The following is a 26,114-nucleotide window of genomic DNA, read 5'->3' as shown; positions in this document are numbered from 1 at the left end:
GAAGGATGTAGTTATCTACTTGTTTTTAGTTTCAATTTCAGCTTTTTAAAAGGATGCCGCTACAATCCCTAATGCGAGTTTCAAGTACCAATCATAATTATTAATTCATAATTCCTAATTAGAAAATCCTTTCCTTATTTTTGCATTCAGATGGAAATCAAGAAAAAAGACATACGAGCGCTAACGAAAGAACAACTTAGAGATTTCTTTGTAAAAGAAGGCGATAAAGCATTCCGAGGTAATCAAGTGTATGAGTGGTTGTGGCAAAAATCGGCACACACTTTTGAGGATATGACGAATGTCTCAAAAGAAACCCGTCAAATGCTGGAAGATAACTTTGTTATTAATCATATCAAGGTCGACCAAATGCAACGTAGCTCAGATGGTACCATAAAAAATGCGGTACGCTTACATGACAATTTAATTGTAGAGTCTGTTTTAATACCAACTAAAACCAGAACCACGGCTTGTGTTTCTAGTCAAGTAGGCTGCAGTTTAGATTGTAAGTTTTGTGCAACATCGCGATTAAAGCGCATGCGAAATCTAAATCCAGACGAAATTTATGATCAGGTAGTCGCTATCGATAATGAAAGTAGATTATATCATAATAGACCACTAAGTAATATCGTATTTATGGGCATGGGAGAACCACTCATGAACTACAATAACGTTATTAAAGCGATCGATAAAATTACATCACCAGAAGGTTTAGGAATGTCACCAAAACGCATCGTTGTTTCAACTTCAGGAGTGCCTAAGATGATTAAAAAAATGGCTGATGACGATGTTAAGTTTAAACTTGCAGTGTCATTACATTCTGCTATTGATGAGGTACGCACATCCATAATGCCTTTCAACGCTACTTTTCCTCTAAATGATTTAAGAGAAGCATTGGAGTATTGGTTTGCTAAAACCAAAAATAGAATTACTTATGAGTATGTCGTTTGGGAAGGTATTAATGATAAAATAAAAGATGTTGAGGCATTGGTTGAATTCTGTAAATTCGCACCAAGTAAAGTAAATATTATTGAGTATAACCCTATTGATGATGGCGAGTTTCAACAAGCCCATTCTAGTGCTATAGATATGTATGTAAAAGTACTTGAAGAAAATAATATAACGGTTACCGTAAGACGAAGTAGAGGTAAAGATATTGATGCTGCTTGCGGACAATTAGCTAACAAATCCTAAAATATTCTATTCTAAAACTTATATTTGAACTTCTTTAAACCAATTATTTGAAAGTAGTAGAACAAATAAAGAAGCCTATAGGCTATGAGATGGATCTTTTCGAGCAAAAGTTCCTGCTTTCTATGTCTAGTAAAGTTGCTTTATTAAATAGAATTACGCATTACATAGTAAACCGAAAAGGTAAACAAATGCGACCTATGTTTGTTTTTCTGGTGGCTAAAATGGTTGCAAATGGCGAAGTGAGTGAACGTACCTATAGAGGGGCATCGGTTATAGAATTGATTCATACTGCAACATTGGTTCATGACGATGTGGTTGATGACAGTAATCGCAGAAGAGGATTTTTCTCAGTAAATGCTCTATTGAAAAACAAAATAGCGGTTTTAATTGGCGATTTTCTACTCTCAAAAGGTTTGCTGCTGTCTATTGATAATAATGATTTTGATTTACTTAAAATCATTTCAATAGCCGTTCGTGAAATGAGTGAGGGCGAATTACTTCAAATTGAAAAAGCACGTAAATTAGATATTACTGAAGATATTTACTATGAAATTATTCGTCAAAAAACAGCAACGTTAATAGCGGCTTGTTGTAGTTTGGGCGCAGCTTCAGTTAAACCAGAATCATTGCATGTTGAGTCTATGCGTAAGTTTGGAGAGTTAATTGGTATGGCATTTCAAATAAAAGATGATTTGTTTGATTATGGTGATGAGCAAATAGGAAAGCCAACGGGGATAGATATTAAAGAGCAAAAAATGACCTTGCCATTAATTCATGTATTAAATCAAGCGTCTAAAAAAGATAAGAAATGGCTTATTAATTCTGTTAAAAATCATAACAAAGATACCAAGCGAGTTAAAGAAGTTATTGCTTTCGTTAAAGATAATGGTGGTTTAGATTATGCCGTAAATAAAATGAAATCCTTTCAAGAAGAAGCCTTACAAATACTTAAAACGTATCCTGATTCTGATTATAAAAATTCACTAGAACTGATGGTGAATTATGTGATTGATAGAAAGAAGTAAATAAAATTTCCTTTAGTCAACAAGTTAAACTTAATATTAAACTAATTATTATTTCTACAAGCTTTCCTCTGCCATTCGTACCATTTGCCAATATGGCGGCAAGTATTTATTTTCTTCTTTAAAAGATTTTATTTTGGATTCTGTTGAGGTTTTACATATGTTAAAACGGTCCACAAAATCATTGTTTTTCAATGCAGTTTGGGCATCCATACCTTCAGGGATAATACCATCTTTCCCAATTAAATTAAGGAAAAACGAATAGGTTTTAATGGTTCGAGCAATCGGGAGCAACCAATTATTGTAATCTAAATTTTCGCCTTCATTGGCACGACTTATCAAGGCATCCATAACAGCATTGTCTAAGTGGTCTTGAAAAAGAATGTCTTTATTTCTCCATTCGGCCACAACACTTAACATCGGGTCGTATTCCAAATCTGATGGCATTTGTGTAACAAAATTTTCCACACCAAAATCATTCAGCCAATTTATAATACCACTAGAAGAGATGGTAGACTCAAATTCCCATAGTTCTATTCCAGAATGCTTATAGGCATAAGATCCAACTTCTGAACAAAACATGGCCGAAGAATCATAATAGTCCATTTTAAAGTCATAAGGAATATGCCTAGTTTGAGATTCATTATAAATATATAAAGAGGCCTCATACGGGAGCATGGGATTTTCTATCATTTGAAGCAAATCGGCTCTAGGTCTCATAACCATAAACCTTAGTTTTTTATCATTTAAGTACTCATCAAGCGAAGCTAGGGCAACTCCTTTTTCTATGTGTGCTTCAACAAAATACGGTTCGTTAGTTTCTTTATCAATATGAATAATGGCAACATGTGAAAAATTTCCTGGATAATCATTCCCTCTTGATATAAAGGCAGAAACTTCTGCTCCACCTCGACTTATAAGTAAATCACCACTATGCACTTCAATTCCTAAAACAATTACTGAAGGAGTTACGGATGGTTCATTCGAAACAAACGTTGTTGTAATAAATTGATCATCACTAGACTGCAGTAAAATCTCTTCAACTGTAGCTCTCATACCATAAAGTATGCGATACGTTAGATTTCGTGTTAGCTCATGACCCATATCCCAAGAACGAGAATCATTTTTCATCTTTTTTCTTACTTGGTTATAGAACCGAATATACCAATCGGACTTAACCTTTTGTGCAGCAATTAATGGCGCAATATTAAAAAACCTTTTTTCAATGGATGTATAAAAAGGATCGTTGGGTTTTAGAAGTTTATCTTCATTTTCATTAAATATACTATCGGTTTCAATAGTCATCTTATTTACTATTGAATCCAAAGCTCCAGATGGAATTTCTTTTGCGTTTTTAAAGGAAACTTCTAATTGATCCCAAAGCTTATCCTGCCCCCAAATAAATGGATTTCGTGAAGCCATTTGTACTTCTTTCTGACTCTGAGGTATTGGAATTAGAAGCAAAAAGTATAATACGATGATCAGTAATACAAATTTTAAGAATTTCTTCATATGGTATTATTGTTTAGATAGATTTATTTTCTTTGAAATATTTTTGTAAGCAAATACTTTGGTCGTCTAAAAACTCTTCGATTTCTTCAATAAAAGATTCCATCTGTTTTTGACGATTTATTGTTAGATGAATAACTATAACGTCAGGTTCAGGAAGAATTCCAGTTGTAATGGTCCAAGTTAATGCATTAGGGCATTCTACCAATGCAAAACGCAGGCCTCCTCTAATACTGGTTCGAGTTAAAGTGAATTCTCCCCAAACACCTCCAACATTAGCTTCAGTTTTATTTTGATCACCAATAACAAAAATATCACTGCTAATAAATTCTAGATTTTTAATAGTTAGTTCATCTTGAATAGTCTTGTCTTGTGTCTTTACTTTGATAATTCGGAAAAACTCCATAATTAAATTTATTGTTCTTAGTAATTAGGTAATCAGTCAAGATTAATTTTTAATGATGGCCATCTTATTTATTTAGTTACGCTAGCTAGAACGAGCAATAAGTTACACGTTTTTAGCCTCTAGTTTAATTTAGTTCAATTGATATTTTTCTCACGTTTTCTTCAATAATATCTAGTAAAAGTTCTATGTGGACTAGATGCGTTCTAAATGAGACTACTGCAATTCGTATCCAAAATACATCATTTATGTTAGTTGATGAAAGAAAAATGCGCCCGTCTTTTTGAATAGCCTTAATCAATTTTTCATTGAAGGAGTCTGCCTTTCTATTTGTGGGTACATACCTGAATATTGCAATAGAAAGCTCGGGTTCCGGCCCAACTTCAAAGCCCTCTATTTTTTTTATTTTATCATAGAAATACCGAGTTAAGTATAGTTTTTCTTCCAATGCCGCTCTAAAAGGCTTTAAACCAAATAATTTAAGCGGTAACCACATTCTCATTCCTCTAAAGTGTTTTGTTTGTTCTGGTGATATATCTGCTGGTGAAATTTCTTCATCAGCATCAATAGTATCCTGCATGTAGTCAGCTAAATACTGAAATGCTTTTAATGATTTTTCTTTATTTTTAATAAGAATAGTACCAGTTCCAAACGGTAAAAAAAGTGTTTTATGAGGGTCGAGGGTAATAGAGTCGGCTTGCTGTATGCCTTCAAATTTAGAATTTAATTTAGTTACTAATTTAAAAAAACCACCATAAGCGGCATCAACATGAAACCATAGTTTATGTTTTATTGCGATATGAGCAATTGATTCTATAGGATCAACTGCCCCTGTATTAGTCGTTCCGAAAGAAGCATTTATAAAAAATGGCATCAAACCATTCTCTTTATCTTTAATAATTGCTTTTTCTAATTCATTTGCTGAAAGTCTTAATTTTTCATCTAAAGGAATATACCTAATTGGAGCTTCAGATAACCCTGCAATTCGGATAGCTTTTAATACAGAATGATGAGCCTGCTCTGATAGGTAAATTACAGATTTATCAAAATCTCGAGCTTTGATGTTATGAGCTTCCCTTGCTGTTACAAGTGCCACTAGATTCGCAATAGAACCTCCTGAGGTTAAATTGCCTGTAGCCTCATCAGGGTAACCCATAAGACGACACATCCAGCGAATAAGCATGTTCTCTAAACGAACTGCTCCAGGAGCAGCAAAAAACACTCCGGCATAACGATTATTAACAGCGGCAATAAAATCTCCAAGAGCTGACGGGTAAAGTCCTCCACCTGGAATATATCCCATATGCCCGCCAGAGGCCGGGTTTATACCTACTTCATCGATATTTTTTGTTATACTATCTAATAATGAGGTTAACCCCGTTGACTTCTCTTCAATATCTAGGTTGAATATGTCTTTCCCATTTTCGTCTGAGTAGAAAAAAGCTTTGGTAGTCTGCAGCTTGTTGATAAATGTGTTCGAGTAATCTAGAACCTTTGAATTCCATTTAGTTCTTTGGCTCAATCCCGGATCTAAAAGCATCGATAATTTTTCTAATTTTCTAATTTTGTCAATCATCGTTGTCGTTGTCTTTTTCCTGACTGTATTTCATAGTGTTTGTTTATTGCTAGTCGCCGGATTTTCAGTTCAATTGTCTTTCAAAACTACAAAATAAGAAATTTTGCGTTGTGTTAAATGGTGTTATGTGGTCTTCTGTTACACAGTTGATTTTGTCGAATCCATTTTTCAATTCCAATGTTAATTCATCTTCATTGTATTGTTTTATTTCAAGACCGCTACATTTTTTAGGTCCATTTTTGGAAAAGGTTCCAATTGTCAAGAATCCGTTTACAGATTTTCTTGCAGTTTTTAAATATTTTTTTATTTCTTCAGTCGTTGTAAGAAAATGAAAGGTTGCTCTGTCGTGCCAAAAATCAAAAGTCATATTGGGTTCAAATTCTGTAACGTCGCTTACAATCCAATTTACTTTATTTGCTTTTTCTCCAAGGCGGTCTTTTGCTTTTTCCATTGATTTGGCCGAAATGTCAAGTATAGTAATATTTTCAAATCCTTCATCAAGCAAGTAGTCCACCAGTTTACTATCGCCACCGCCTATATCAATTATTTTTGCAGTTTTCTTGAGTCCGAAAGAATGGATAAATTCAAGTGAAGTTTTTGGCGTTTCTTGCGTCCAACTAACTTGGTCTGGATTTTTAGTTTCATAAACTGTTTCCCAATGTTTTTTTCTATCTAATTTCATTGTTTTGTCTCTTTCTTTAGCTTGTGACTATCGATTTCTAAATTGCAGTTTGGCTATGAGAACGAAGATACAAAATGTGGAAGGTAATGAAGTGTGAAGTCGCACGTAAGTGTGAAAGCTATTATAAGCCTCGATTAGCGAATTTTTATTTAGAAAATTTATTAAGTGAGGCACTTTATCGGATCGATGGAATACATGTGCCAAAATATTGGTAGTCACGGAATTTTGGAGCCTTTTTTGGTTAGCTTTTTACTGATTGTATACCATTGGTCTTGTGCATGTAACTTAGCGCATAAAAGATGCTAATTTTTCGGATTAACACAGAATCAAATTATTCTAAATTTTGACAGATACTACAGAATCTGTTGTTCATGTAATGAGTGATTTGTCTAAAAAATAATCAATTAAATAAATTTATCACAATCAATAAATTTAGTTTTATTGTCAAGATGAGGTTTATATCTTGATGAATGTATAATTTTATCTTACTTTTACGTACACTAAAAATCTCATTTTTTGATATCACCTTCATCCATCGATCAAGTATTTGAAACCGCCCGCGTAGAGGAGGTTATTGGTGATTTTGTTCAGCTAAAAAAAGCAGGGAGTAACTTTAAAGGTTTAAGCCCCTTTAGTGATGAGCGATCGCCGAGTTTCATGGTGTCGCCCGTTAAGCAAATCTGGAAAGATTTCTCTACAGGAAAAGGCGGAACTGCCGTGTCTTTTTTAATGGAACATGAACATTTTACGTATCCAGAGGCTATAAGATATTTGGCTAAAAAGTACAATGTTGAAATAGAAGAAACCGAGCAATCTTCTGAACAAAAAGAAAAAGCAAACGAGCGTGAAAGCTTGTATTTGGTTAGTGAATTTGCCAATACATACTTTCAAAAAGTGCTGCATAAAACAGACCAAGGAAAATCAATAGGATTAAGTTACTTTAAAGAGCGCGGATTTACTGAAGAAACCATTAAAAAGTTCGATTTAGGATATTCATTAAATGAGTGGCAAGCGTTTACCGATGAGGCTCTAAAACAAGGCTATAATATTGATTTTTTACAAAAAACAGGACTTACCATAGTTAAAGAAGATAAACGCTTTGATAGATTTAAAGGTCGCGTTATGTTTCCTATAAAAAGTATGAGTGGTCGGGTTTTGGGTTATGGCGGACGTATTTTGATAACCGATAAGAAAGCAGCTAAATATGTAAACTCACCAGAGAGCGATATTTACCATAAAAGTAAGGTGCTTTATGGTATTTATCATGCAAAACAAAGTATAGCTAAAGAAGATAATTGTTATTTGGTTGAAGGATACACGGATGTGATTCAGTTCCATCAAACAGGGATACATAATGTAGTGTCTTCTTCGGGCACTGCCTTAACTTCTGAACAGATTAGACTTATAAACCGACTTACAAAAAACATAACCGTACTTTTTGATGGAGATGCTGCTGGTATGCGCGCATCACTTCGTGGTATAGATTTAATTTTGGAGCAAGGTATGAATGTTAGGGTATGTACTTTTCCAGAAGGTGAAGATCCCGATAGTTTTGCAAAACAAAATACGTTAGAAGAGTTAGGTTTATATTTAAAAGACAATGCCAAAGACTTTATCCAGTTTAAGGCTTCCATATTGTTCGAGGATTCTAAAAACGACCCTATAAAGAAAGCAGAAACAGTTAGAGATATTGTTAACAGTATTTCAAAAATTCCTGACCGCATTAAAAAAGAAATTTATATTCAGGAATGTGCTAGAATTATGGATATAAGTGAGGAAGTACTGTTTAGCACTTTGGCTCAAATAAATAAAAAAGAGTCTCAAGAAGAAAATAAACAATATCAAAAAGAACAAAAAGCCTTTGAAGTAGTCAAACACCAGCAGCCTATTGCAAAAGTTGATGTTCAGTATGTTTTAGAACGAAAAATAATTGAGGTTTTATTGCTATACGGAAATGAAACTGAAAATTTTGAAGATTTAGTTTTAAAAGAAAATGATAAAGGCGAATTGGTTTTAGAGCCTGTAATTCATCAGGTTAAAGTGTTTGAGAAAATTTTTTTAGATCTTCAGGATGATGAAATGCAATTTACGAATGAGCAATTTAAAAGTCTTTATTATACCATTATTGATAGGTTAAACCAAGATCAAGATTTTGAGTTGAAAATTTTTGTGAATTCAGTAGATCAAGATATGGCTAATGAAATTACTACCATTTTAATGGAAGATGAACGCTACGCTTTAGACGATTGGAAAAGGATGAATATATATCCTAAAGAAAAAATGCACACCGTAGCTCAATTGGTTAGCGAAACCATTTTAAGTTTACGATGCTTTTTAATAGACCAAAAAGTGAAGGAGTTTCAGCAAGAAACGCTGCAAAACAAAATAGACTCGAATAGAAATATACTCGAAGAAGTAAAAGACTATTCGGGTCTAAAAATGTTATTATCTAGAAAACTAAACCGTGTGTTATAACTGTTGGCTTAGTTTTGCTTGATTAACTAAATCAACTAAATTAGTAACCTTAAGCTTTCGCATTAGTCTAGCTTTGTACGTACTAACTGTTTTTTCGTTAATATCTAATTCCTTAGAAATTTCTTTATTTTTCCTGCCAATAGTAAGAAGTTTTAATACTTCTGCTTCTCTAGTAGATAGTCTCTTGTAAAAAGTACCACCTTTGTTTACTCTAGTACCAAAGGCAAGCTGTTGCGTTAAGTCATTGCTTAAATGAATACCGCCTTCATGTACTTTTAAAATGGCTTCATTAATAGTAATTACATTAACAGATTTGTTTATGTAACCAGCAGCGCCAGCTTTGATGGCGTTAATGGCATAAACTTCTTCTGGTTGTGCACTAAGAATAATGGTTTTAATGTCTGGAAAATCATTTTTCAAATAACGCAAAACAGTTAACCCATTTAATTTTGGGAAATCTGCTTCAGTTAAAATAATGTCTACAGGATTTTTCTTTACAAAATCCAAGATGGCTTCGCCATCATTTACACTTCCAACAACTTTTATGTCGGACGATGCTGAGAAAAGAACTTCGAGTCCTTTTCTGGTAATTGGGTGGTTGTCTGCTATTAATAATTTTATCATAATTGAGTAGCTTTTTTTAATAACTAATTAATTGAGAGATAGTTATGTTGAGAGAATAAGCTTGTTACAAAAGTATGACTTTTTTACAGATTCTGCAATAATTATGACAAATTAGTAGGGATTTCACAAATTGGAATAGAAATCATTTTATGTTTGTTAGAATTGTTATATCGTTTATATATTTTGAATACCTCTTGTTTTCTTCCTGAAAAGGCATCTGCAGTTTTTCCTTCATCATCCATTTTCATGGCCCATTCAAGTTCTGGATAAGAGGCTCCTATTTGATCTTCATCACTTCTTGTATCTCCAAATAAACCATCACTTGGTGCAGCTTTCATTATGGATTTAGGTACTTTTAAAAATTCACCTACTTCATAAACTTCCGATTTCAGTAAGTCTGCAATAGGGCTCAAATCCACGCCACCATCACCATATTTGGTATAAAAACCAACGCCAAAATCTTCTACTTTATTTCCTGTCCCAGCAACCAATAAGCCATAAAGGCCAGCATAGTAGTAAAGTGTGGTCATTCTTAATCTAGCACGAGTATTAGCTAAAGCCATATCAACTGTAGCTTGGTCACCATCCATAAAAATTTCAGTTTTAAACTCCTCAAAAACAGGTGTTAAGTCGGTACGTGTATCATCAACATTTTCAAAATGATTTTTAAGTTGAGAAATGTGCTCTTGGGCTCTCGTAACATGACTTTCAGCTTGATGAATAGGCATTTCTACACATAAAACGTTGAGTCCTGTTTTGGCGCATAGTGTAGAAGTTACCGCAGAGTCGATGCCTCCAGAAACCCCAACAACAAAACCATTTACGCTAGCATTTGTGGCATAATCTTTAAGCCAATTTACAATATGATTTACAACTTTTTCTGTTTGCATTTTAAATGAATTTAAATCTAAGAATAGTACCTTTGTAAACAAAAATAACCCTTACGCTCAATTTATAAAAATTTATGCCATTTAAGTTTTCTATGAAATCCATATTTTTGTTTTTATTAGTTGTAATGATTGCTACTTCTTGTAAAAAAGATAAGACTTTGGAGCATGAAATAGCTAAAATTAATACAGATGTTCAAATAGAACGTTTTGATAAGTTATTTTCTAAAGTCACTTCAAACAAACTGGTGGATATAAAAAGGGCTTATCCTTTTATGTTTTCTGAAAAATATCCAGATTCATTTTGGTTAGCTAAGGCAAAAGACACCTTGCAAATTCAACTATTTAATGAAGTTGATAAAGTGTTTTTAGATATTGAAGACACTGAGACTGAAATAGAATCCTTATTCAACCATTTAAAATATTATTTTTCAGAGTTTAACTCGCCAAGAATAATTACGACCACAAATGATGTAGATCATAGAAATAGAATAATCGTTACAGATACTATTGTGGTAATTGCATTAGATTCTTATTTAGGAAGCAACCACGAGTTTTACGGCAGTATTGCTAACTTTTTAAAAGTGAATTTAAACAAAGAGCAAATTGTAGTCGACCTCGCTAACGAATATGCAAAAAAACATACCTATCATCCAGAACGTAAAACCTTGCTAGATGAAATGATTTACTTCGGGAAGCTATTATACTTTAAAGATGTTATGGTGCCTTTTAAAACGGAAGCTGAACGCATTGGTTATAGTGAAGCTGAACTGAATTGGGCCATTACAAACGAAAGCTATATATGGCGTTTTCTAGTAAGCCGCGAATTGTTGTTTAGTACAGATTCTAAATTACCTCGCAGATTTATAAACCCTGCACCATTTTCTAAGTTTTATTTAGAGGGTGTCGATGCCGATTCTCCTGGGCGTTTAGGGCAATATATAGGTTGGCATATTGTTAGGGCCTATATGGAGCAGAATGAAGCATCTTTAAAAGATATGCTTATAAAAAGTACCGAAGATATTTTTAATAATTCAAAGTTTAAACCACGTAAATAATGGCAAATACGATTACTTCTAAAATAGAGCTTAATGTTGAATTGGATGAAAACCGAGTACCAGAAAAAATACATTGGACGGCTCAAGATGGTGGTATAACTAATGAGGAGGCCAAAGCCATGATGCTTGCCGTGTGGGATGCTAAAACCCAAGAGACTTTGCGTATTGACTTATGGACAAAAGAGATGCCAGTTGATGAAATGAAAGTGTTTTTTCATCAAACTTTAGTGGCTATGAGTGATACCTTCTATAAAGCCACTCAAGACGATAAAATGAGTGCTACCATGAAAGATTTTTGCGATTATTTTGCTGAAAAACTTGAGTTGAAAAAGTAATTATTGAAGATCGAACACTGATTCCATTTGCAATAATCCTAAATTCTGGTTTTAACTTATTGTTTGAAATTAATTTAAAGACGCACTATAAAGTTCTGCAACTTGCAGTATACCGTTATTCGTTTTTCTTTAGCGTAACATATTTCAGCATTCACTGAGTTTAAATGAGCATCTCAAGCAAACCATCTAGTTGTCAGACCATACTGCAAGTTCGTTTCCTGATGGATAAATAAAATAAAACCTTCGACCACCAGGAAAAGAAAAAATATCTTCTGAGATTTCCCCACCTGATTTAATAATTTTACTTTTTATCAATTCAAGGTTTTTATGATATAAAATAATCAATGCACCATTTATAATTTCACTTTCAGTTTTTTCAAATCCTCCTTGAATCCCACTTTCTGAAAAAGCTAAATATGTTGGCCCGTAATCAGTAAAAGTCCAATCAAAAGATATAGTATAAAATTCTTTTATTTTTTGCAGGTCTTTAGCTTTGAATTCAACGTAATTGATGTGATTGTCATTGATATCCATTTCTATTTATTTAAGTTAACATGCTTTACTAAAATGGGTTGTAACTAATAGAATTATACTAACAAATATATTAAATAACAAGGTTAAATTAAGGGGTGACAAAATATTTTGAATTGGTTTATCTTTTGGAGTTATTGTTCAATATCTAGCATGTCTTTCTGCAAATGATCCAGATATAAAATGCCATTTAGGTGGTCTATTTCGTGCTGAAAAACAACAGATGTAAAACTATTTACGATCTCAGATTTATGTTCGGCATTCATAGTGTCATATTCAATAGTGATAGCATAGGATCGACTATTAAGTGTTTCTGTTCTGTCTGGAATAGATAAGCAGCCTTCGTTTAGCGTTTGTTTTTCTTCAGAATAAGAAACGATTTTTGGGTTTAAGTACACTTCAAAAGGAAAGTTTACTTTATCAAAGCGTTGCACCCAAATTATATTTTTTAAAATGCCAACTTGTGGTGCAGCAATGCCAACACCCATGGACATACTATCTCTTACTGTGGCATAAAGACGTTTTACAAAATTTCGTAAAATAGGGTCTTTTGGATTTGGTTTTATGTAGCTGCTTTTTGTTCTAAGCAGTAAAGAATCTTTTTTGCTGTTAATCTTATAGACCCGCATAGGGTTTGAGCTATCTGCATTCATTATGAGTTTAGCTTCTTTCTCAGAAAAAGACTTTCTTACAGCGTTTTTAGTGCTCGAACACCCAACAATTAACATCAGAATAAAAATTAATAAGAAATAATATTTCATCACAGTAAAATAATTAAATGCCCATTATGAGCCGATCTACCATTCGTTGATGCGGTTAGAATCTAATTTGACAAAAATAAAAATTAGAATTGTAAAAGCCCAAAGACCAGAACCTCCATAGCTAAACATTGGCAGGGGTATACCAATAGTGGGAATTAACCCCATAACCATACCAATATTAATAAAAAAGTGAATGAAAATAATTGAAGCGACACCATAACCGTAAACCCTACTAAATTGCGATTTTTGTAGTTCAGCCAAATGCAGGATACGTATTAAAAGTAACACGAAAAGAACCACAACAGAGGCGCTACCCAGAAAGCCCCATTCTTCGCCAACGGTACTAAAAATGTAATCAGTGTGTTGTTCTGGTACAAATTTCCCTGTTGTTCTAGTACCTTCCATGAATCCTTTACCAGCAAAGCCGCCAGAGCTAATGGCTTTTTCGGATTCATTTAAATTATAAGCAAAAGTACGTTTCATTTGCTCAAGTTTTTGAGGGTCTTTTTCTAAACGTAACCATAGACTTATTCTATCTTGCTGATGGGGTTGCAAAATACTTTGATAAAAGAATTTTACTCCAAACGAAACAGCAATAGCAACTAAAAGAATTAAGATGGATTGAAATATCTTTAACTTTTTTTTGCTTAAAAAATGAAAACCAATTAGAAACAATAAGGCAAGAATAGACGTTTTTGTTGGTCCGAATTTTAATGAGATAATGGATAATAAAATAATATAAACACCAATAGTTAAATAATATTTTGGCAAGCCTTCGCGATATAAGACGAAAAAGAAAGCGGCATAAACAATAGTGCTACCCGTATCATTTTGAAGTAGAACCAAAATGGCTGGAATGATAATAATAACAAAGGTTCGTATTTGATCTTTAAACGAATTAATATTTGTGTTTAAATCACTTATGTATTTAGCTACTGCCAGTGCTGTAGCGGTTTTTGCAAATTCGCTAGGCTGTAAAGTCATCCCGCCAATTGCATACCACGAAGTCGCACCGTTTACGGTTTTTCCGAAAAGGAAAAGACCAACCAAAGACAACATAGATATTATATAAATGACACTGGAAAACCGTTCATAAAATTTAGCATCGATAGCTAGTAAAAGGATAATTAAGCCGAAGGTTAAGAAAATAAATATGAGTTGTTTTCCGAAAGGTTGCGATAAATCAAAATAATTTATGGTGTTTCCTGTATGCGATGCCGACAAAATATTCAACCAACCAAAACCAACTAACAAGAAGAAAAGGATAACGGTAATCCAATCGAATTTAAAATGTCTGTTAGTATTCCTAACCATCAATTTTTAGCTTTATTAATTCTGTTTAATTCTTTTTTTAATCGATAATATTCCTGCTCTTCAACAATTTGAAAAGACGTATATCCATTAATTTTAAACGGCTTTCCAGATTGAGGTTTTGCGTATTCATTTTCAAGACTATGTTTTAAAAGCCACTCTTCTAGATCTTTTCTCGTTATGTACCCTTTTATGTGTCTTTCAATTAATAAACTAGCTACTTTACCTGCAAATCTACTTCCCCAATACCCGTTTTCAACAAATACAGCAATAGCAATTTTCGGGTCATCTTTAGGCGCAAATGCCACAAAAATGGAGTGGTCTGTTAATTGAGTTCTAAGACTGTCTATAATAGCAAAATTCTCAACGGTCCCTGTTTTTCCACAAATATCGATATCTTTAACTTGTAAAGAAGCTGCGGTTCCTTTTCTGTATACTTGTAACATACCTTCTATAACAGGTTCAAAATGCGGTTTGTCAATGGTAGTATATTTAGCTTTAGTAAACTGTTTTGGCAAGGATTGACCTTCAATGTTTTTTATTATATGAGGTGTGAAGTAATGGCCGCGATTTGCAATAGCTGCAATCATATTTGCCAATTGTATTGGGGTGGTTGCAACCTCACCTTGACCTATCGCATTTGATATGGTGTAAGTTGAATAAAATGTTTTTGGATAGATACGTTTGTAATAAGCTCTATCAGGAATTCTACCTTTTTGACCAACAAATAGGTCGTTATTTAGAAAATTACCTAAACCGAAACTTTGTGCATGTTTACTCCAGATGTCAATACCGTCGGAGGAACTACCATTCTTGTCTAGAATTTTCCTGTAAGTAGTAGCAAAATAAGCATTGCAAGAACGTTGAATACCTGTAATCATGTTGTTTCGAGTACCTCTGTTACAATGGCATTTCATAAACCGATTTCCATATTTGTAACCTGCATAGCAAGTCACGGTTTCATCAGGTGTTAAAACCCCTTCTTGAAGTGCAATTAAGGCATTCATTAACTTGAAAGGTGACCCAGGTTCATACACACCTTGCAAACTTCTGTTAAATAGTGGTTTTGCTATAGAATCGTTGTAAAGTTTTGTGAAATTTTTTGAACGATCTCGTCCTACCAAAATATTAGGATCGTATGTTGGGGCTGCAACCATGGCTAAAATTTCTCCTGTAGCAGGTTCAATAGCGATAACACCACCGCGTTTATTCTGCATGAGTAATTCGCCATAAGCTTGAAGTTCTGCATCAATAGTTATTGTAATATCTTTTCCTTGTTCAGGAATTGTATCATACTTACCATCTTTATAGGGACCAATATTTCTGTTAAATCTGTCTTTTTGAATAAACTTAATACCTTTAACGCCTCTAAGTGTGTTTTCATAAGAGGCTTCAACCCCTTGTTTGCCTTTTAAATCGCCCATTTTATAGTATGGGTCTCTATTTATATCACTATTATTAACTTCGCCAATATCGCCTAATACGTTAGCCCCAATGGTGGTTTCGTAATCTCTTAAAGAACGTTTTTGAATATAGAACCCATCAAATTTCCGCATTTTCTCTTGTAACACAGCATAATCTTCTTTCGATAGGTGCGACACAAATACTGAGGGTAGTCTTGGAGAATATCGTTTGGCCTTGTGGTATTTTTTTATGAATTGTTCTTTGTCAATTTTTAATAAAGAACAAAACTCTAGAGTGTCTAAAGGTTCAACTTCACGCGGAATTACCATCACATCATAAGATGGTTGATTAGCTACAAGCAAATTACCATTTCTGTCGTAAACAAAACCACGTTTGGGATAGTCATATACTTTTCTAATAGCATTATCTTCAAACAAACTATAGTTATTCGAATCGTAAATCTGCAAGTAGAAGAGTCTCGAAAGAAACAAAATGCCTACAGCAATTATAAAAATGAAAAGTAAAAATTGTCTCATTTCGATTTTCGAGTAAAAATTATTGTTACCACAACACTTATTATAATAGTGAATATACTTGAGAATAACGTTTTTTGGAAGATTAAAATTATTTTAGAAATGCTAAATATTTCTAAAGAAAATAAAACGAAGTGGTGTAATATTGTAAGAAGTGCGAAATAAGTGAGTTTTGAGCCAAAATCTACGGTGTTAAATTTTACCGATTGATGCTCATAAATCGTTCCGAAAGAAGATTTTAAAATCACAGGTCTTATGTAAGCTATAAATACTGAAGCGCCCGCATGAATACCTCCTGTGTCTAAAAACATATCTATAGTTATGCCTAAAATAAAACTTAGCATAATAAGCACTACGCGATTATTTTTTACAGGAAATAAAGCAATGAAAAGAATGTATATATATGGGTTTATATAGCCTAAAAAGTTAATATGATTCAAGATTAAAACCTGTATCAAGATCAAAGCAATAAATCGGATGGTATGTATTGAAAATATACTATTCATTTATTTATTGCTCAGTAAATTTTTAATTTCTTCTTTATTTACATTTTCAATAATGTAAACATGTTCAACACTTGTCATATCATTAAACAGCTTTACATTAATTTCATAATAATTTTCAGCTTGGTCGAGCTGAAATTCATCAATAACACCAATTGGTATACCTTTTGGAAAAATAGAGGACTGTCCTGATGTAATTATAGTATCTCCAATTTTAACAGGAGCAATTTTAGGGATGTCTGTAAGTTGTATGAATTCTGAAGAATCTCCATCCCAAATTAATGATCCTAAATGATTTGTTTTTTTTAATTTTGCACTTATACTAATTGTTGCATTTAAGATGGATATGACTGTGGAATAATTACTACTTGTTTTATCAACGATGCCAATAATACCTTTTGATGAAATAACACCAAAATCTTGTTTAATGCTGTCGTTCTTACCTTTATTAAGCGTTAAAATATTGTTACTTAATGAATAGCTGTTTTTTATAATACTAGCAGTGTAAAATTGATATGACTTGTCAAACATGAGACTATCAACATAAGCGGAGTCTGTTTTAATTTGATTATTTAGTAAAAGTGAGCGTAATCGCTTGTTTTCGTCTGAAAGCAGCCGATTTTGAGACTTTAAGTTGAAATAATTACTAACGTTATTTAAAGAATTATAAACACCACCAGTTAAAAAATTAGCGGAATTTATAAACTTACTTTTATGGTAAGAATGTGATTGAATAGTAAATAAAAGAGAAAAACCAAATAGCAACAAGAACAACAAAAAGTTTTTGTTTCTTATTATAAAATTAATAATCTGTTGCATGATTTATAGGGGTCTCTATTTTATCAATACACTTTTGTACTTAGGTAAATTTTTAAGTGTAATACCGGTACCTCGAACTACCGCCCGTAATGGGTCTTCAGCAATATAAACGGGTAAATCTGTTTTTTGAGATAAACGTTTGTCTAAACCACGTAACATAGAACCACCACCAGCTAAATAAATACCTGTGTTGTATATATCCGCAGCTAATTCTGGAGGAGTTTGAGATAAGGTTTCCATAACCGCATCTTCAATACGAAGGATGGATTTATCTAAAGCTTTTGCAATTTCTCTATATGAAATTTGAACTTGTTTAGGCTTTCCTGTTAGTAAATCACGACCTTGGACACTCATGTCTTCAGGAGGTAATTCTAAATCTTCAGTAGCAGCACCTATTTGTATTTTTATTTTTTCAGCAGTACGTTCTCCCACATAAAGATTGTGTTGGGTCCGCATATAATATACAATATCGTTAGTAAATACATCACCAGCAATTTTAACAGATTTGTCGCAAACAATTCCGCCCAAAGCAATAACAGCAATTTCGGTAGTACCACCACCGATATCTACTACCATGTTTCCTTTTGGTTGCATAATATCAACACCAATACCAATAGCCGCAGCCATAGGTTCATGTATTAAATACACTTCTTTACCATTTACACGTTCTGCACTTTCTTTTACGGCGCGCATTTCAACTTCTGTAATTCCAGAAGGAATACAAATAACCATACGTAATGCGGGTGTAAAGAATCTCTTTTTTAAAGCAGGTATATTTTTAATAAACATACTTATCATTTGCTCTGAAGCGTCAAAATCTGCAATAACACCATCTTTTAGAGGACGAATGGTTTTAATATTTTCATGAGTTTTTCCTTGCATTAAACTAGCTTCTTGACCAACGGCAATTATTTTGCCAGAAATCCTATCGCGAGCAACTATAGAAGGCGCATCAACAACAACTTTATCGTTATGAATTATAAGCGTATTTGCAGTGCCTAAATCTATTGCAATTTCTTCTGTTAAGAAATCAAAAAATCCCATGTGCTATTAAAATTTTTAAGTGGTTTAAAAACGAATCACGTAAATGTAATAAAAGTTAATAAATATATGCCTTTTAAGAGGTTCAAATTCTTGTTAAAATAAAGGATGTGATTCTTATACGTTATTCATCGAATTTTAGACTATAAGAAATCGTTGAATTTTTAGTTTAAAAGCATTGAAAAATTTAAAGTATACGGACCATTAGTGTTTAAAATGACGCGTGCCAGTCATGACCATAGCAACTGCATTTTCATTACAGTAATCAATACTTAATTGATCTTTTATAGAACCACCTGGTTGAATTACGGCATTAATACCTGCATTGTTCGCTATTTCTACACAATCTGGAAACGGGAAAAAAGCATCGCTTGCCATAACGGCTCCGTTTAAGTCAAACTTAAAAGAACTGGCTTTATGTATAGCTTGTTCTAAAGCATCAACACGACTAGTTTGTCCGGTTCCGCTAGCGCATAATTGCTTATTTTTAGCTAAAACAATCGTATTCGATTTGGTGTGCTTACAAATTTTTGAAGCAAAAATTAAATCATCAATTTGAGATTGAGTAGGAGCTGTGTTAGTCACATTCTTTAAATCCTCTACTTTGTCTGTAATATTATTTCTATCTTGAACTAAAACACCATTTAAACAACTTCTTACGTTTGTTTTTGGCATATCTACTTCATGGATTTCTAATAAAATTCTATTCTTTTTGCCTTTAAGTAATTCTGAGGCTTCCGCGGAAAAAGAAGGCGCGATAACCACTTCACAGAATAATTTATGAATCTCTTGTGCAGTAGCATTATCAATTTCTTTATTACTTATTAAAACCCCACCAAAAGCCGAAACAGGGTCACCAGCTAAAGCGTCAACATAGGCTTGGTGTAGCGTGTCGCGTTGTGCTAAACCACAAGCGTTATTGTGTTTTAATATGGCAAATGTTGGTGCGTCGTTTGTGAATTCTAGCATTAAGTTAACTGCAGCATCAACATCTAAAAGGTTATTGTAACTTAACTCTTTACCGTGAAGTTTTGTGAATAATTCATCAAAATCTCCAAAGAAAAACCCTTTTTGGTGTGGGTTTTCTCCGTAGCGTAAAACTTTGCCATTAGTTTCGCTTATTTTTAAAACTACTTCATCATGATTTTTGTTGAAATAGTTGAAAATAGCAGTGTCATAGTGCGAAGATACATTAAAGGCTTTACCAGCAAAACGCTTTCTGTCTTCTTCTGAAATTGTACCATTGTTTGCTGAAATTAATTCTAAAAATTCAGCATAATCATCAACAGAGGACACACAAATCACATCAGCATAATTTTTAGCAGCAGCACGAATTAATGAAATACCACCAATATCAATTTTTTCAATAATATCTTGGTTAATAGCTCCCGATGCAACCGTTTTTTCAAAAGGGTATAAATCAACAATAACGACATCAATCTGTGGGATGTCGTACTCAACTAATTCTGCTACATCTCCATCGTGATTTTGTCTGTTTAAAATACCGCCAAAAACTTTTGGGTGTAATGTTTTTACACGCCCACCAAGAATAGAAGGATAGGAGGTTACATCTTCAACAGGAACAACTTTAATGCCTAAATCATTAATAAATTTTTCTGTACCACCAGTAGAATATATAGTTACACCTTGTTTGTCTAACTCTTTTACAATAGGCTCTAAGCCGTTTTTACTAAATACAGAGATTAATGCTGATTTAATGTTTTTTTCGTTGCTCATTGGTACTTTTTTATAGTTTTGGAATGAAATTGTTGATGTTTCTCAGGTTTTATTCTAAATATTCGCAAAAGTACCTATTTCATCTAATAAAATAAGCGCAGAATTATTGAAAAAGGTTCCAATTTTTTAACGAAAACGAGAAGTTGTTAACAACTATAAAATTTTAGCAATTTTTTCACAAACAAACTCTAAAAACTGTTCGTCTGCTTTGGTAAAAGGATCAGGAGTATTAGAGTCTATATCAATCTGACCAATATTTTCGCCATTAATAAAAATGGGAACTACAATTTCAGCTTTTACAGTAATGCTACAGGCAATATAATTTTCTTGAGCAGATACATCCGGTACTACAAAGTTTTCATTACTTAGTGCTACTTGTCCGCAAATACCTTTTCCAAATGGAATGATCGTATGGTCTGTGGGTTCGCCAACATACGGGCCTAAAAGCAATTCTTCTTTATTACCATTTCTAAAATAAAAACCAACCCAATTGTAGTATTCAATATGGGTTTCAAGTAATTCACAAAGACTTAGAAGACGTTCGTCAATAGTATTATTTGTATTAAAAATAATCGTTTCTACTTGTGGTTTTAGTTTTTCAAAAATCATAAATTCAAAAGTTTTGGTAAAAGTATCTAAAAAGGTGTAAATTCGATATCCAGATGTCATAAAATTAATCTCAATATTTGAATTCACTTTTTATAAAATACAAGTCGGTAATAAAATTCATCCTTACGTTTTTGTTGGTATATGCATTGTTGTCTGTGGTTAATAAATTATATCTACAATATTCTCATGGCTCAAAGTTTTACCCAGACTATATGACTAATTTGGTTTCTTTACAAATTGAAACGTTACTGAATTCTTTTGGTTATCAAACGCAAGTCGTGCCTCACCCGGCTGAACCATCAATGAAATTGATTTTAAATGGTAAGTATTTAGCACGAATCATAGAAGGCTGCAACGCTATTAGTGTTGTTATTTTATTTCTTTCGTTTATAGTTGCCTTTTCAGGAAAATTAAAAACTACTTTTTTCTATATACTTTCTGGAAGTGTTTTGATTTACGCAGTAAACCTATTGCGAATAGTTATTTTAACCTTAGGGTTGTATCATTACCCAGAATATAGTGATGTTTTGCATACCGTTATTTTCCCTGGTATTATATATGGAATGGTATTTTTACTTTGGATATTTTGGGTAAATAGATTTTCAAAATTGAATAAGAATAATGCATAAAGTAACTAAATACATTCTGCTTTTAATATTAGTGATGATGCTGATTTTGATTCGTTTTTTTGAAGACGTTTTGTTTTACGATCCTTATCTTGAGTTCTTTCAAAATGATTATTTATACATGGATAGCCCTAGGCGTGAAGTGGCAAAAGTATTTGGTTTTACAACGTTACGTTTTGTTTTAAACACGCTTATTTCATTGGCTATTTTATTTGTGGTTTTTAAAGATAAAAGCATTATTAAATTTTCGGTACTCATTTATGCTATTGCTTTTGTTGTTCTTATGGTTCTCTACTTATATTTTGTAGTTAACCCTAATCAAGAAGATTATTATTTGTTTTTTAATGTTCGACGTTTTTTAATTCAGCCTATATTTTTAATTCTGCTATTACCCGCGTTTTACTATCATAAGATTAAAAACTGAAAGCTTTATATGTTAAACATTAGATAAAAATCTTATTAAAGCTTTTGTTTTTTATACTTTTGCTTTGTGAATAAACGATTGTTAAATAAAGGTTTTTCTGCTGTAATGGCATTGCTAGTATTATTTTCAACGGTTTCTTTTACTATTGAAAAGCATTTTTGCGGTGACGTATTAGTAGATGTTTCAATGTTTGTTGAAGCTGAGAAATGTGCTATGGAACCTTTAGAAATCCTTAAAAAGAAGACGTGTTGTAAAGATGAGATAGCTATTGTCGAAGGTCAAGATGAATTAAAAGTGTCAGCATTTGAAGATCTAGATTTTGAGCAACAACAAGTTATAACCGTATTCACTTATTCATACGTACATCTTTTTGAGAGTTCACCAAAACAAACGATTCTTCATAAAGATTATTCTCCCCCTAATTTGGTCTCCGATATTCAGGTTTTAGATCAGGTTTTTATCATTTGATATATAGATTTTTGTTATTCCCTTTATGAAGAGAATTTTATTGTCTTTTCGCTTTCGCGGAAATATAAAAAGATTTATTAATTCAAATTAAATTTCAAAATGAAACATACATATATAATTACAGGTATGACCTGTGATGGTTGCAGAACTTCTGTGGAAGACAAATTAAACGCACTTCCAGAAGTTGAAAAGGCTTCAGTTAATTTAGAAACATCCGAAGCTATTATTGAAATGTCAAATCACATTTCAACTGAACAACTACAAATGGCATTATCTGATAAATATTCAATTTCAGAAAAAAATATTTTTAAAACAACTTCAAGCTCTATAGACAAAGAAAAAAGTGATTTACATCAACTATTTCCACTGTTTTTAATATTTGCTTATATTATTATAGCATCTGCTTTACTAAATAAAAACCCTTGGGATATTAATGGATTTATGCTTGATTTTATGGGGCTTTTTTATGTAGTTTTTAGCTTTTTTAAGCTACTAGACTTAAAAGGGTTTCCAGAATCATTCAAAATGTATGATCCAATAGCTAAAGTAATACCCTTATATGGTTGGGTTTATCCTTTTATAGAAGTTGCTCTTGGTGTTATGTTTTTAATGCGAATTGAAACTCCAATAGCATTGATTATAACCTTAATTGTTTTAGGAATCACCACTATTGGAGTTACAAAAACATTGCTTGATAAGAAGTCAATTCAATGTGCCTGCTTAGGAACCGCCCTAAAGCTTCCTATGACTAAAGCAACTTTTATTGAAAATAGTATTATGATAGTAATGGCTATTGTGATGCTAATTAAAACCTGTAATTAAATGAAACAAATTTTATATATACTATTACTAGTTCCGACTATAGTTTTTTCCCAAGGAAGTATTTCAGGAGTCATATTGGAATCAAACGATAAAAACCAAGAGATAGGCTTAGCTGGAGCTAACGTGTATTGGTTGGGTACTGAAGTTGGAACAGTAACCGATATTGATGGTAACTTCGCGCTATCATACAAATCAGAATACAATAAATTGGTTATAAGTTACGTGGGCTTTAAAACGGATACGCTAACTATTAATGCTCCGAAAATAATAAAACATTGGTTACAATCTACTGATGATTTAGACACTGTTACATTGAAGTCAAGGAAACAGACTACTGCAAAATCTTATTTTAAGGCTACAAATGTAATAAATGTGAGTAGTGACGAATTATTAAAAGCAGCCTGCTGTAACCTATCTGAAAGCTTTGAAACTAATCCGTCTATTGATGTTAATTTTGCCGATGCTATTTCAGGAACCCGTCAAATAAAAATGTTAGGATTAACAAGTCCGTATATTTTAATTGCTACGGAAAATATTCCTTCCATTCGAGGTGCTTCACAAGCCTACGGGTTAAGTTTTATTCCAGGTACTTGGGTTGAAAGTATTCAAATTACCAAAGGGGCGGGGAGTGTGGTAAATGGTTTTGAGAGTATCGCGGGACAGATAAACGCGGAATTGGTAAAGCCATCAACTGATGATAAGTTGTTTGTCAACTTGTATGGTGCGACAAGTGAGCGTTTAGAACTAAATACACACATTAACACCAAAGTAAATGATAAGTGGCATACAGGATTATATATCCATGGAAATACTCACAATAAAGAACACGATGTGAATAATGATGGATTTTTGGATATGCCAAAATTTGATCAGATTAATTTAATGAACCGTTGGCAATATATAGATACTAAAAAAGGTTTTGTAAGCTTTATTAATTTGAAATTTTTAAATGATGAAAAACAAACGGGTGAATTAGATTTCAATCCAAATACTGATAAACTGTCCACTAATAATTGGGGTAGCGAAATCGATACAAGGCGTTATGAAGTGGCTGCTAAATTCGGTTATGTTAATCCAAATGTGCCATGGCAAAGTCTCGGTGTTCAAGCGGCTTATAGTAGTCATAAGCAAGAATCCTATTTTGGTTTGAATGTATATGATATTAAACATAATAGTTTATATGCTAATGCTCTTTATAACTCTATTATTAGCGATTCTAGGCATAAAATAAAAACAGGGGTAAGTTATACCTATGACCAATATGATGAATTAGTCAATACAACAGATTACAAAAGAACAGAAAACTCAGTCGGAGCATTTTTTGAGTATAGTTTCGATGATTTAGAATTGTTGAATCTTACCGCAGGTGTTCGTATTGATCATCATAATTTATTAGGGACATTTATAACACCAAGAGTTCATGCGAGGTATTCACCTTGGGGTAAATCTGCATTTAGAGCATCTTTTGGAAGAGGAAAACGAAGTGCCAATATTTTTACCGAAAATCAGCAAATGTTCTCAACATCAAGACAGATTAATATTTTCAATTCGGGTGGGAATATTTATGGATTAGATCCAGAAATAGCATGGAATTACGGATTTTCATATCTACAAGGGTTTAATTTATTTGGAAGAAAAGCGGATATTACTTTAGATTATTATAAAACCGATTTTAAAAACCAAATTGTAGTGGATTGGGAAAATCCTACTGAGGTTAGTTTTTATAACCTAGAAGGGAAAAGTTTTGCCAATAGTTTTCAGGTAGAATTTAACTATAATCCTTTTCAGTATTTCGATTTGCGAATGGCATATAAATATTACGATGTAAAAACCGATTATAATTCTGGCAGGTTGGAAAGGCCTTTAACAGCTAAGCATCGTTTATTTGCCAATGTTGGTTATAAAACACATCAAGAAGAAGGACAACTTGGGCGTTGGAAATTTGATGCTACATTTAACTGGTTAAGTAACCAACGTTACGCGTCTACAACTAGTAACCCTGTTCAATATCAATTACCAGAAAGAACACCAAATGTTGCAACGTTAAGCGCTCAAATAACCAAAGTGTTTTCTCCAAAATTTGAAGTATATTTAGGAGGTGAAAACATCACTAATTTGAGGCAACCCAACCCGATTTTAGGAGCAGATGCCCCATTTGGAGGGAATTTTGATAGTACGTTTGTATATGGCCCAATTTTTGGAAGTATGTATTTCGCGGGATTACGATTTAAAATAAAATAGATAAAAATGAAGAAATTATTAATTATAGCTTTAATGCTAACGGGAACATTAACTTTTGCACAAAATAAAAACGCCAAAGCTTCTATGGAAGTTGATGGTATTTGCGGCATGTGTAAAGCACGAATTGAAAAGGCGTGTTTGAATACTAAAGGTGTGAAATTTGCACAATGGAGTATTGATACACACGAATTAAATTTGATATATGATGCCCGTAAAACAGATATGGAAACCATTGAAAAACAGGTGTTAGCTGCAGGACATGACACTAAAAATGTAAAAGCTACAGATGAAGCTTACGCAACGGTGCATGCGTGTTGTAAATATCGGGATGAAGAAGTAAAAGATGAGCACGAAGCAGCAGAATAACATAAAAAGAATGTTGGGCATAATCATTAGATGTCTAATTCTGGATTTTAAAAGCCCAAACAATTTGTCTGGGCTTTTTTAGTTTTTCTTAAGCTTGATTTTATGAAAAAATATAACTTTGTTAAAATTCTAATTAAAACATGACCCTTAATACTT

26 protein-coding genes are annotated in these 26,114 nt (G+C 32.8%); 11 read left to right on the top strand and 15 right to left on the bottom strand.

From position 1 onward, the window contains the following. The first annotated feature begins 150 nt into the window (after positions 1-150). Both rlmN and QZ260_RS04620 read left to right on the top strand, forming a co-directional pair. Positions 151-1,191 carry a 23S rRNA (adenine(2503)-C(2))-methyltransferase RlmN gene (rlmN, locus tag QZ260_RS04625; RefSeq protein ID WP_295983279.1) on the top strand — a complete coding sequence of 347 codons (1,041 nt, stop codon included), beginning with the start codon at positions 151-153 and terminating at the stop codon, positions 1,189-1,191. Positions 1,192-1,238: 47 nt separating this feature from the next. Continuing rightward, positions 1,239-2,216 (top strand): polyprenyl synthetase family protein, encoded by a 978-nt coding sequence (locus QZ260_RS04620; protein ID WP_295983277.1) that lies wholly within the window; start codon positions 1,239-1,241, stop codon positions 2,214-2,216. A 54-nt stretch (positions 2,217-2,270) separates the two neighbouring features. On the opposite strand, the gene QZ260_RS04615 is transcribed toward QZ260_RS04620, so the two are convergent. The 4 genes from QZ260_RS04615 to QZ260_RS04600 all read right to left on the bottom strand — a co-directional run bounded on the left by QZ260_RS04615 (position 2,271) and on the right by QZ260_RS04600 (position 6,383). Further along, positions 2,271-3,725, bottom strand: coding sequence for a YiiX/YebB-like N1pC/P60 family cysteine hydrolase (locus QZ260_RS04615; protein ID WP_295983275.1), 1,455 nt, complete (start codon positions 3,723-3,725; stop codon positions 2,271-2,273). A 13-nt stretch (positions 3,726-3,738) separates the two neighbouring features. Further along, on the bottom strand, positions 3,739-4,128 hold the full coding sequence (locus QZ260_RS04610) for a hypothetical protein (protein WP_295983273.1): 390 nt from the start codon (positions 4,126-4,128) through the stop codon (positions 3,739-3,741). Between the two features lie 124 nt (positions 4,129-4,252). After that, positions 4,253-5,701: an aminotransferase class V-fold PLP-dependent enzyme gene (locus QZ260_RS04605; protein ID WP_295983272.1), complete on the bottom strand. Its 1,449-nt coding sequence runs from the start codon at positions 5,699-5,701 to the stop codon at positions 4,253-4,255. A gap of 64 nt (positions 5,702-5,765) precedes the next feature. Next, complete coding sequence (locus QZ260_RS04600; RefSeq protein ID WP_295983271.1) at positions 5,766-6,383, bottom strand: class I SAM-dependent methyltransferase; 618 nt, start codon at positions 6,381-6,383, stop codon at positions 5,766-5,768. Positions 6,384-6,899: 516 nt separating this feature from the next. On the opposite strand from QZ260_RS04600, the gene dnaG reads away from it, so the two are divergent. After that, positions 6,900-8,858, top strand: a complete 1,959-nt coding sequence (gene dnaG / locus QZ260_RS04595) for a DNA primase (protein ID WP_295983267.1) — start codon at positions 6,900-6,902, stop codon at positions 8,856-8,858. On the opposite strand, the gene QZ260_RS04590 is transcribed toward dnaG, so the two are convergent. Next, positions 8,853-9,482, bottom strand: a complete 630-nt coding sequence (locus QZ260_RS04590) for a response regulator transcription factor (protein ID WP_295983265.1) — start codon at positions 9,480-9,482, stop codon at positions 8,853-8,855. The genes dnaG and QZ260_RS04590 overlap by 6 nt on opposite strands. Positions 9,483-9,583: 101 nt before the next feature. Beyond that, positions 9,584-10,372 carry an NAD(+) synthase gene (nadE, locus tag QZ260_RS04585; protein WP_295983262.1) on the bottom strand — a complete coding sequence of 263 codons (789 nt, stop codon included), beginning with the start codon at positions 10,370-10,372 and terminating at the stop codon, positions 9,584-9,586. Positions 10,373-10,464: 92 nt separating this feature from the next. Here nadE and gldB point away from each other — a divergent pair, with 92 nt between their 5' ends. Together gldB and gldC are read left to right on the top strand one after the other, a co-directional pair. Then, the gene (gene gldB, locus QZ260_RS04580) at positions 10,465-11,427 is read left to right on the top strand and encodes a gliding motility lipoprotein GldB (RefSeq protein ID WP_295983260.1); all 963 of its coding nucleotides are present in this window, start codon (positions 10,465-10,467) and stop codon (positions 11,425-11,427) included. Next, positions 11,427-11,762 (top strand): gliding motility protein GldC, encoded by a 336-nt coding sequence (gene gldC, locus QZ260_RS04575; protein ID WP_295983257.1) that lies wholly within the window; start codon positions 11,427-11,429, stop codon positions 11,760-11,762. The genes gldB and gldC overlap by 1 nt, the downstream gene beginning before the upstream one ends. Before the next feature lie 186 nt (positions 11,763-11,948). On the opposite strand, the gene QZ260_RS04570 is transcribed toward gldC, so the two are convergent. From QZ260_RS04570 to QZ260_RS04530, 9 genes are all read right to left on the bottom strand, one after another. Continuing rightward, positions 11,949-12,296: a VOC family protein gene (locus tag QZ260_RS04570; RefSeq protein WP_295983254.1), complete on the bottom strand. Its 348-nt coding sequence runs from the start codon at positions 12,294-12,296 to the stop codon at positions 11,949-11,951. A 131-nt stretch (positions 12,297-12,427) separates the two neighbouring features. After that, the gene (def, locus tag QZ260_RS04565) at positions 12,428-13,021 is read right to left on the bottom strand and encodes a peptide deformylase (protein ID WP_295983251.1); all 594 of its coding nucleotides are present in this window, start codon (positions 13,019-13,021) and stop codon (positions 12,428-12,430) included. A 69-nt stretch (positions 13,022-13,090) separates the two neighbouring features. Beyond that, positions 13,091-14,368, bottom strand: a complete 1,278-nt coding sequence (gene rodA, locus QZ260_RS04560) for a rod shape-determining protein RodA (RefSeq protein ID WP_295983248.1) — start codon at positions 14,366-14,368, stop codon at positions 13,091-13,093. After that, positions 14,368-16,305, bottom strand: coding sequence for a penicillin-binding protein 2 (gene mrdA, locus QZ260_RS04555; protein ID WP_295983245.1), 1,938 nt, complete (start codon positions 16,303-16,305; stop codon positions 14,368-14,370). The genes rodA and mrdA overlap by 1 nt, the downstream gene beginning before the upstream one ends. After that, the gene (locus QZ260_RS04550; RefSeq protein ID WP_295983243.1) at positions 16,302-16,808 is read right to left on the bottom strand and encodes a rod shape-determining protein MreD; all 507 of its coding nucleotides are present in this window, start codon (positions 16,806-16,808) and stop codon (positions 16,302-16,304) included. The genes mrdA and QZ260_RS04550 overlap by 4 nt, the downstream gene beginning before the upstream one ends. Then, positions 16,809-17,624 carry a rod shape-determining protein MreC gene (gene mreC, locus QZ260_RS04545; protein WP_295983241.1) on the bottom strand — a complete coding sequence of 272 codons (816 nt, stop codon included), beginning with the start codon at positions 17,622-17,624 and terminating at the stop codon, positions 16,809-16,811. Between the two features lie 15 nt (positions 17,625-17,639). Continuing rightward, a complete protein-coding gene (locus tag QZ260_RS04540) occupies positions 17,640-18,668 on the bottom strand; it encodes a rod shape-determining protein (protein WP_271560443.1) in 1,029 nt (342 codons plus the stop codon). Positions 18,669-18,869: 201 nt separating this feature from the next. Further along, entirely contained in the window at positions 18,870-20,402 is a 1,533-nt protein-coding gene (gene purH, locus QZ260_RS04535; protein WP_295983239.1) for a bifunctional phosphoribosylaminoimidazolecarboxamide formyltransferase/IMP cyclohydrolase, read from the bottom strand. Between the two features lie 153 nt (positions 20,403-20,555). Next, complete coding sequence (locus tag QZ260_RS04530; RefSeq protein WP_295983299.1) at positions 20,556-21,011, bottom strand: GAF domain-containing protein; 456 nt, start codon at positions 21,009-21,011, stop codon at positions 20,556-20,558. A 77-nt stretch (positions 21,012-21,088) separates the two neighbouring features. Here QZ260_RS04530 and xrtF point away from each other — a divergent pair, with 77 nt between their 5' ends. The 6 genes from xrtF (at position 21,089) to QZ260_RS04500 (ending at position 25,958) form a co-directional block, all read left to right on the top strand. Next, positions 21,089-21,640, top strand: coding sequence for an exosortase family protein XrtF (xrtF, locus tag QZ260_RS04525; RefSeq protein WP_295983237.1), 552 nt, complete (start codon positions 21,089-21,091; stop codon positions 21,638-21,640). Further along, complete coding sequence (locus QZ260_RS04520; protein WP_295983235.1) at positions 21,633-22,061, top strand: exosortase F system-associated protein; 429 nt, start codon at positions 21,633-21,635, stop codon at positions 22,059-22,061. Before xrtF ends, QZ260_RS04520 begins: the two co-directional genes overlap by 8 nt. 66 nt (positions 22,062-22,127) lie before the next feature. Next, positions 22,128-22,529, top strand: a complete 402-nt coding sequence (locus QZ260_RS04515; RefSeq protein ID WP_365969183.1) for a hypothetical protein — start codon at positions 22,128-22,130, stop codon at positions 22,527-22,529. A 99-nt stretch (positions 22,530-22,628) separates the two neighbouring features. Then, positions 22,629-23,351 carry a MauE/DoxX family redox-associated membrane protein gene (locus QZ260_RS04510; RefSeq protein WP_295983234.1) on the top strand — a complete coding sequence of 241 codons (723 nt, stop codon included), beginning with the start codon at positions 22,629-22,631 and terminating at the stop codon, positions 23,349-23,351. After that, positions 23,352-25,592: a TonB-dependent receptor gene (locus tag QZ260_RS04505; protein WP_295983232.1), complete on the top strand. Its 2,241-nt coding sequence runs from the start codon at positions 23,352-23,354 to the stop codon at positions 25,590-25,592. Positions 25,593-25,598: 6 nt separating this feature from the next. Beyond that, positions 25,599-25,958, top strand: a complete 360-nt coding sequence (locus tag QZ260_RS04500; RefSeq protein ID WP_295983229.1) for a heavy-metal-associated domain-containing protein — start codon at positions 25,599-25,601, stop codon at positions 25,956-25,958. Positions 25,959-26,114 lie beyond the last annotated feature (156 nt).

Source organism: uncultured Algibacter sp. (genome assembly GCF_905480415.1).
GTDB lineage: Bacteria > Bacteroidota > Bacteroidia > Flavobacteriales > Flavobacteriaceae > Algibacter_B.
The sequence above is the reverse complement of the archived record's forward strand: the minus strand, read 5'-3'. Positions and strand labels throughout refer to the sequence as shown.